The sequence below is a fragment of the Streptomyces sp. NPDC043726 genome, assembly GCF_056436565.1.
Genome location: NZ_JBWKCI010000023.1, coordinates 85682 through 93403, shown reverse-complemented (window position 1 = coordinate 93403; position 7722 = coordinate 85682). Strand labels below are relative to the sequence as shown.

At 70.6% G+C, this 7722-nt stretch carries 9 protein-coding genes; 4 read left to right on the top strand and 5 right to left on the bottom strand.

The window, feature by feature from the left end; genetic code table 11:
• The 5 genes from AC068Z_RS40820 to AC068Z_RS40800 form a co-directional block, all read right to left on the bottom strand.
• On the bottom strand, positions 1-560 hold a 560-nt coding region (locus tag AC068Z_RS40820; protein ID WP_478568350.1), incomplete at its 3' end, for an ABC transporter ATP-binding protein.
• 32 nt (positions 561-592) lie between these two features.
• The gene (locus AC068Z_RS40815) at positions 593-1699 is read right to left on the bottom strand and encodes an ABC transporter substrate-binding protein (protein ID WP_478568347.1); all 1107 of its coding nucleotides are present in this window, start codon (positions 1697-1699) and stop codon (positions 593-595) included.
• 53 nt (positions 1700-1752) lie between these two features.
• Positions 1753-1854, bottom strand: coding sequence for a putative leader peptide (locus AC068Z_RS40810; RefSeq protein ID WP_478568344.1), 102 nt, complete (start codon positions 1852-1854; stop codon positions 1753-1755).
• A 150-nt stretch (positions 1855-2004) separates the two neighbouring features.
• Positions 2005-3234, bottom strand: a complete 1230-nt coding sequence (locus AC068Z_RS40805) for an acyl-CoA dehydrogenase family protein (protein ID WP_478568341.1) — start codon at positions 3232-3234, stop codon at positions 2005-2007.
• Between the two features lie 13 nt (positions 3235-3247).
• The gene (locus tag AC068Z_RS40800) at positions 3248-3778 is read right to left on the bottom strand and encodes a winged helix-turn-helix domain-containing protein (RefSeq protein ID WP_478568338.1); all 531 of its coding nucleotides are present in this window, start codon (positions 3776-3778) and stop codon (positions 3248-3250) included.
• A 567-nt stretch (positions 3779-4345) separates the two neighbouring features.
• Between AC068Z_RS40800 and AC068Z_RS40795 the strand changes: the two genes are divergently transcribed.
• The 4 genes from AC068Z_RS40795 to AC068Z_RS40780 are packed head-to-tail and all read left to right on the top strand — an operon-like array spanning position 4346 to position 7697.
• Positions 4346-5455 carry an LLM class flavin-dependent oxidoreductase gene (locus AC068Z_RS40795; protein WP_478568335.1) on the top strand — a complete coding sequence of 370 codons (1110 nt, stop codon included), beginning with the start codon at positions 4346-4348 and terminating at the stop codon, positions 5453-5455.
• Complete coding sequence (locus tag AC068Z_RS40790) at positions 5452-5946, top strand: GNAT family N-acetyltransferase (RefSeq protein ID WP_478568332.1); 495 nt, start codon at positions 5452-5454, stop codon at positions 5944-5946. The genes AC068Z_RS40795 and AC068Z_RS40790 overlap by 4 nt, the downstream gene beginning before the upstream one ends.
• A gap of 39 nt (positions 5947-5985) precedes the next feature.
• Positions 5986-6936 (top strand): amino acid ABC transporter permease, encoded by a 951-nt coding sequence (locus tag AC068Z_RS40785; protein WP_478568329.1) that lies wholly within the window; start codon positions 5986-5988, stop codon positions 6934-6936.
• The gene (locus AC068Z_RS40780) at positions 6933-7697 is read left to right on the top strand and encodes an amino acid ABC transporter ATP-binding protein (protein ID WP_478568326.1); all 765 of its coding nucleotides are present in this window, start codon (positions 6933-6935) and stop codon (positions 7695-7697) included. The genes AC068Z_RS40785 and AC068Z_RS40780 overlap by 4 nt, the downstream gene beginning before the upstream one ends.
• The last annotated feature ends 25 nt before the right edge of the window (positions 7698-7722 follow it).

Genomic DNA, 7722 nt, shown 5'->3' with positions numbered 1-7722 from the left:
ATCCGGGTCAGCTCGTCGTGCAGCACGTCCCGGGTGATGGCGTCCAGCGCCGCGAACGGCTCGTCCATCAGCAGCAGCTTGCTGTCCTGGGCCAGTGCCCGCGCCAAGGCCACGCGTTGGCGCATGCCGCCGGACAGTTCGTGCACGCGCTTGCCGTACGAGCCCTGCAACCGGACGAGTTCCAGGAGGCGTTCCGCCTCCGGGCGCCGCTCGGCCTTGGGAACTCCCCTCAGTTTGAGGGCGAGTTCGATGTTCTTGCCCGCGGTCAGCCACGGGAACAGGGCGTGCTCCTGGAACATCAGCGCCGGGCGTCCGTCGGTCGTGATGGCTCCCGCGCTGGGCTCGTCGAGTCCCGCGACGAGGTTCAGCAGGGTCGACTTGCCGCAGCCCGAGGCTCCCAGGAGGGTGACGAACTCGCCGGGTGCGACATCGAGGGAGATGTCGTCGAGGACGAGCTGCCGGCCCGCGGGGCCGGCGAAGGACTTCGACACGTGGTCGATGCGGGCGGCGTGCTCCACGGACGTATCCGTGTCGGCGGCCTTGGCGAGGGCGGTTGCCATGGTCGTCACCTCCTGGGAACTCATCGGGTCCGTTACTTGATGCCGAGACCGGCGTCGTCGACCGCGTCCTGGCCCTCGGCCTCGAGGACCTTGTTCAGCAGGGTGAGGTCGTAGATGCCCTGGAGGTCGGGCTGTTCGAGCAGTCCGGCCTGCACCGCGTGCTCGGCCTCGGTGTCGAGGGTCGCGGCCAGCGGGTCGTCGAGGAAGGTGATCGACTTCCAGGCCGGGTCGATGACCTCGGCGGGCAGGGCCTTGCCGGACTCGCGTTCCAGGGCCTTGTTGGCGGAGGCCTTGGCCTGGTCGGGATTGGCGTTGATCCAGGCGTTGGTCTTCACCGAGCCTCGCAGCACGGCCTCGACGACGTCCGGGTGATCCTTGAGGAAGTCCTGCCGCACGATGATGTTCGTGATCACGAACTTCTTGTCCGGCCACAGGTCGGCCTCGTCCAGCAGCACCTTCCCGCCCTCGGCGACCAGCTTGGACGCGGTCGGCTCCGGCACCCAGGCGCCGTCGATCGAGCCGGACTTGTAGGCGTCCGGGGTCACCTTGTTGTCGGTGCGGACGACGGAGACGTCACCCTTGCCGCTCTGCGCGTCGACCTTCCAGCCGCGCTCGGCGATCCAGTTGAGGAAGGCCACGTCCTGCGTGTTGCCGAGCTGAGGGGTGGCGATCTTCTTGCCCTTGACGTCGTCGAGGGACTTGATCTTGTCCGGGTTGACGACCAGCTTCACCCCGCCGGAGGCCGATCCGGAGATGATCCGCAGGTTCTTGCCCTCCGCCTTGGTGTAGCCGTTGATGGCGGGGGAAGGGCCGATCCAGCCGATGTCGATGGAACCCGAGTTGAGCGCCTCGATCTCGGAGGGCCCGGCGTTGAAGGTCGAGGACTTGATCGTGGTGCCGCCGAGCTCCTTCTGGAAGATGCCCTGCTCGACGCCCACCAGCGCGGTGGCGTGGGTGAGGTTGGGGAAGTAGCCGATGCGCACCTCGTCGGCGGAGAGCTTCTCGGCGTCCGCCGCGACCTGGGCCTGCTTGCCCTCGTCGGTGGAATCGGAGCCGTAGCCGCAAGCGGTGAGCAGGAGGGGGAGGGCGGCTATCGCGGCCAGGGCGCGCAGGGTGGTGAGCGGTCGTGCGGCAGACACGGGTGTGTCCTCTCGGGGTGAGGTTGGAAAAAGGACGTACGGAGCGAAGGGCCTCAGAAGGGTCGACAGATGGCGCTCGACGTACGACGGAAATCGATGTGACGGCGGGAGGTCAGCAGGGGCGTCGGCAGCTTGGCGCGCACGAACACGCTCATGACTGGTCACCCCCCGTCGATTCCTAGTTTTCCTACCTGGTTGCTAGGGATCGTGGCAGAAGGAGGGCGGTGCCCCAAGGGGGCATTCACATGCTGGACGACCTGATCTCACATAATGGGATCGCGACGCCGGTTGCCTCGGCCTCCGGCTCACACCGGCAGCGTGAACGGCGGGTGCTCTCCGTTGAGGAAGTAGTCGCCGACGTCCCGCAGTCGGTGGGCCACGGGTTCGTGCAGGGTGTGGGTGCGGGCGTTGCGCCAGAAGCGGTCCAGGCCCAGGCGGGCGGAGGCCGAGCGGGGCCCGATGACATCGAGGGCGCGGGCCGTGGTCTCATGGACGGCCTTGGTGGCGGCGGCCTCGGCGACGGCCACGAGGACCGAGATCTCGGCCCACTCGTCGTAGGTGAGGTCCGCGCCGAGACACAGCCCGTTCTCCATGGCCGTCAGCGCCTCGGCGGCGAGGGCGGCGGCGGAGCGGGTGAGGACCGTGAGTTCCCCGTACGCGGTCAGCGTCCCAGGGTCCCGGCCCGAGCCGGCCGGCCGCTCCTGATGCCAGGAGGAGTGCCCGGCCCTGCTGTACTCGCGGGCCTCCGCCAGCACCCCCTCCGCCATGCCGAGCCGCAGGTGGACCGAGACGAGCCGGCCGAGCGGCGAAGCCAGTGACGCGGCCGGGGAGATCACGGCCTCGTCGGCCGACAACGAGCCCAGAACCTCGTCGGCGCCGATCCGCACGCCGTCGAACTCCACGCTTCCCCCGGCGGCGAGCCGTTGACCGAAGGGATCGGCGTCGTCGTCGATCCGTACGCCCCCACGGGCGGGGTCGGCCACGACGGCGAACGGCTCGCCGGTGTCGGCGCGCACCGCCCGTACGCACAGCCGGTCGGCGACGAGCACACCGGTGGCGTAGCTCTGCCGGCCGTCCAGCACGTACCCGTCGCCCGACGTCGTCAAGGTCAGTCGCGGTTCCTGGCCGGCGATTCCCCCGGCCCAGCACCACAGTTCGTCCGCCGACCGGCGCTCGACCTGTGCGGCGAGCGCCGGTTCGGCGAAGAGCCGGGCGCTCGACGCCATGACGTAGTGACGGCCGAGGAGTTGGGCGATGGCACCGTCGGCGGCGGCGATCTCCCGGACGACCGCGCAGGCGGTGCTCCAGTCGGCGCCGCCGCCTCCCGCCCCGGCCGGGATCAGCAGGGTGAGCAGTCCCGCCTCGCGGAGCCGGGACACCTCGTCGAAGGGGGCCTTGCCCGCCTGCTCCCTGGCCACCGCGTCCGTGGCCAGGTCGTCCGCCGTCTCCCGGGCAACGCGCAGCCAGTGCGCCCGGTCGGGTCCGGACTGGCCGGACTCCGGGGCCGGGCGGGACGGGGCAGGGGCTACGCCCATGGGAGGGGACTCCTCAAGGTCGGCCGCGAAGCGCGGTGTCGGGGGTGACGCGCCGGCCGGGCACGTACTTGTAGCCGACGCTGCGCACGGTGACGATCCGGTCCCGGTGGGCAGCGCCCAGCTTGCGGCGCAGCCGTGCGATGTGGACGTCCACGGTGCGGCCGTCGCCGACGTGGTCGTAGCCCCAGATCTCCGCCATCAGCCGCTCGCGCGTGTGCACGTGCTGGGGATGCCGGACGAGGTGCGCCAGCAGCTCGAACTCCAGGTAGGTGAGGTCCAGTTCCTCACCGTCGACCTCCGCGACATGGCGTGCCGGGTCGATGCGGACGGCGTCGCCCTCGGGCCGGCGCACCGGCGGGGACACCGGGTGCACCCCCGCCCGGGCGAAGAGCTCGGCGGGGTCGGTGCCCTCGGGCACCAGTACGAGATAGCCGACGAGCGGCGGGGAACCGGGTCCCCCGGCGGCGTCCTGCGGAAGTTCGTCCACCAGCCGCAGATGGCGTACGTCGGACAGCGGGGTGGGGGTGGGAAGTGCCGTGGTCATGGCGTTCGTCCTTCGGGACAGCGTGGTGGGGGGCCTGCCCCCCGGGGAAGGAGCGGAGCGGCAGCGCGGAACGCGTGCCTTACGCGCGACAGCAGGCGGCGCTGACGACGTGACCAAAGTCGACATGCCGACGACGTACGAGTCGTTGCTGCGTGTGGGGCATGGTCACATCCTGCGGAGCGCCGACCGGCCGCGTCAAGGCTTTCCTAGTAACTCGATAGGAAAAGTAGAGAAGAGCTCCCGCAGGGGCCGTCCGGCATCCGGTCGCCGCTTGACGGAACGCCAAATGCCCTGCTCAATAGGTTGCATGCCTCCCCAGCCGCGCCTGGTCTCACGCGACCACATCGACTTCGGTCGAGTGTGGTCCGCCGCGTGTTGCGCCTGACGCGGCAGCGGGCCGTCTGACCGGCCCTTCCCCTTCTCGGCGACCCGTCGCGGGCCGAGTTCTCCACGCACACGCGCTGCCCCGTCACGCCCCCGTTCCCGTTACTGACGGTCTGTCATGCATGCCCCGGCGCAAGGTCATTGGCCCTGCCCGCGTGCGCCCGCCTCCGAAAGGCCTCTGTCATGCCCGTGGAGTTCCTCGGCATCGCCGCCACCCACGACGGTTCCGAAACCACCCCGCGCTCCGGCCCCGCGTTCGACAAGGAGTACACACTCCGACTCGCCCGGGCCCACGAGGAGCACGGCTGGGACCGGGTGCTGTTCGCCTACCACTCCGGTTCACCGGATCCCGCCCCCGCCGCCGCGTACGTCGCGAGCAGGCTCGACCGCCTTCAGCTCCTCCTCGCCCACCGCCCCAACGTCTCGTACCCCACCTTCGCCGCCAAGACCTTCGCCACCCTCGACCGGATCAGCGAGGGCCGTCTGACCGTGCACTTCATCACCGGCGGCAACGACCACGAGCAGGGCCGCGAAGGCGACACCCTCACCAAGGACGAGCGGTACGCCCGCACCCGCGAGTACATCCGGATCGTCAAGAAGGCCTGGACCACCCACGAGCCCTTCGACCACGAAGGCGAGCACTACCGCTTCCGCGGCTTCGTGAGCGAGGTCTTTCCCGTCCAACAGCCGCGCCCGGACGTCTCGTTCGGCGGCTCGTCACCCGCCGCCCACGCCGCCGGCGGCGCCGAGGCCGACATCTACTGCCTGTGGGGCGAGCCGCTGGCACGGACGGCGGAGCAGATCGAGGCGGTACGGGCCGCCGCCAGGGCCGCGGGCCGCACCGATATGCCCCGCATCCAGGTCGCCTTCCGCCCGATCATCGCCCCCACCGAGGAGCTGGCCTGGGAGAAGGCCCGCCGCACGCTCGGTGCCATCCGGCGAGCCGGACTCAGGCGGCGCCACCGCACGGGAACACCCGAGAACACCGGCTCCCAGCGGCTGATCGCCATCGCCGAAGCGGGCGAGCGCTACGACCGAGCCCTGTGGACCGCCACGGCCGCCGCCACCGGCGGCGCGGGCAACTCCAACGCCCTGGTCGGCACCCCGGAGACGGTGGCGCAGGCGCTGCTGGACTACTACGACCTCGGGGCCGACATCCTCTCGGCCCGCGGCTACGACCTCCTCGACGACGCCATCGACTTCGGGCGGTACGTCATCCCGCTCGTCCGCGAGGAAGTCGCCAGACGCGACGCGGCCCGCGCACCGAGGAACCTCGCGGCGGTGCACGCGTGACCTCCGCACCCGAGCTGACGGTCCATCACGTCCCTGTCTCCGACCCGCGCGTGAGACCTCTGCTGCGCGAACTCGGCGACGAGTACTCCGCTCGCTACGGCAAGGACGCCCACGCCGAACTCGCCCGCTACCCCGACGAGGAGTTCACCGCACCCCACGGCGGCCTGCTCCTCCTTCTCCTGGAGCGCGGCGAGCCCGTCGCGGGCGGCGCCTTCCGCCGCTACGACGAGACGACGGCCGAACTCAAACGGATCTGGACGCACTCCGCGCACCGCCGCCGCGGCCTCGCCCGCCGGGTCGTCGCCGAGCTGGAGCGCGAGGCGGAGAGCCGCGGCTACCGGCGGATCCACCTGACCACCGGTCCGCGCCAGCCCGAGGCCCGCGCGCTGTACCTGGCCACCGGCTACACACCGCTGTTCGACACGGCGGCCGACCCGGAGACCATCGGCCCGCTGCCCTTCGCGAAGCACCTGGGAGGGCCCCCGCGATGAAGCGCCACGGCCCGCAACCCGCCCGAGCACAGGTGACCCATGAGCACTGACACCCTGAAGCGACGCACCACGCAGCCCGCCGAGCTGACGGTCGTACCCGTCCGCCACCACGCCCGCTGGGCCGCCGCGGTCGCCGTGCTCGTCCTCGTCGCCCAGTTCACCCACGGCCTGGCCACGAACCCGGTATGGGAATGGCACGTCTTCCGCGCCTACGTCTTCTCCGAGACGATCGTCCAGGCCGTCTGGGTGACCCTGCAACTCACGGCGTACGCCACCGTGCTGGGCTTCCTGCTCGGTACCGTGATCGCCTTCATGCGGCTGTCGCACAGCCCCGTGCTCCAGACCGTGGCCTGGGTCTACGTCTGGATCTTCCGGTCCATCCCGATGATCGTCCAGCTGGTGTTCTGGTTCAACCTGAGCGCCCTGTACGAGCGGTTGGGCGTCGGGATCCCCTTCGGGCCGGTCTTCTGGTCCGTCGACAGCAACAGCCTGATCGGCACCATCGGCGCCGCCGTCATCGGACTCACCCTCCACCAGGCCGCGTACGCCGCCGAGATCGTGCGCGGCGGTGTGATCGCCGTGGACCACGGACAGCTGGAGGCCGCCGCCGCGCTCGGCATCCCCCGGCTGCGGCAGATCCGCCGCATCGTGCTCCCGCAGGCCATGCGCGCCATCCTGCCGACCGCCGGAAACGAGGTCATCGGCCTGCTCAAGGGCACCTCGGTGGTCTACGTCATGTCCATCGGCGAGCTCTTCTACCAGGTGCAGGTGATCTACGGCCGCAACGGCCGGGTGATCCCGCTCCTCCTGGTCGCCACCGCCTGGTACGTGGTCCTGACCTCCCTGCTGTCGGTCGCCCAGTACTACGTCGAGCGGCACTTCGCCCGAGGCGCCGACCGCACCCCGCCGCCCACCCCGCTGCAGCGCGCCCGGACCTTCGTGGCCGCCCAGCGTGCCCTGACCCCACGACAGTTGCCGGAGAAGACATGAACGACGTCATGGTCGACGTGCACGGCGTCCACAAGAGCTTCGGCGCGCTCGCGGTCCTGCGCGGAGTCGACCTCCAGGTCCGGGCCGGCGAAGTCACCGTGATCCTCGGCCCGTCCGGGTCCGGGAAGTCCACCCTGCTGCGGACCATCAACCACCTGGAGAAGGTCGACCGAGGCTGGATCAGCATCGACGGCGCACTCATCGGCTACCGCCGCTCGGGCGACCGACTGCACGAGCTGCGGGAGCGGGACGTGCTCAAGCAGCGCACCGACATCGGCTTCGTCTTCCAGAACTTCAACCTCTTCCCGCATCTGACGGTGCTGGAGAACCTGGTCGAGGCCCCGGTGTCCGCCCTGCGCCGCCCCCGGAAGGAGGCGGAGGAGAACGCCCGCCGGCTCCTGGCCCGGGTCGGACTCGCCGACAAGGCCGACGCCTACCCGCGTCGGCTGTCGGGCGGACAGCAGCAGCGCGTCGCCATCGCCCGGGCGCTCGCCCTGGAACCGAAGGTGCTGCTCTTCGACGAGCCCACCTCGGCACTGGACCCGGAACTGGTCGGCGAAGTCCTCGACGTCATCAAGGACTTGGCCGGCACCGGAACCACCATGATCATCGTCACCCATGAGATCGGCTTCGCCCGCGAGGTGGCCGACACCGTGCTGTTCATGGACGGCGGCGTCGTCGTGGAACAGGGCCCGCCCACGGCCGTACTGGACGCCCCACGGCACGAACGCACCCGCGCCTTCCTCTCCAAGGTCCTCTGAAACCCCTGCCGCAAGGAGCACAGCC

Bases quoted from the DNA above. Each gene is read 5' to 3' on its own strand.
- AC068Z_RS40810 (WP_478568344.1), bottom strand. From the start codon at position 1,854: ATGAGCGTGTTCGTGCGCGCCAAGCTGCCGACGCCCCTGCTGACCTCC.
- AC068Z_RS40805 (WP_478568341.1), bottom strand. From the start codon at position 3,234: ATGGGCGTAGCCCCTGCCCCGTCCCGCCCGGCCCCGGAGTCCGGCCAG.
- AC068Z_RS40800 (WP_478568338.1), bottom strand. From the start codon at position 3,778: ATGACCACGGCACTTCCCACCCCCACCCCGCTGTCCGACGTACGCCAT.
- AC068Z_RS40795 (WP_478568335.1), top strand. From the start codon at position 4,346: ATGCCCGTGGAGTTCCTCGGCATCGCCGCCACCCACGACGGTTCCGAA.
- AC068Z_RS40785 (WP_478568329.1), top strand. From the start codon at position 5,986: ATGAGCACTGACACCCTGAAGCGACGCACCACGCAGCCCGCCGAGCTG.
- AC068Z_RS40780 (WP_478568326.1), top strand. From the start codon at position 6,933: ATGAACGACGTCATGGTCGACGTGCACGGCGTCCACAAGAGCTTCGGC.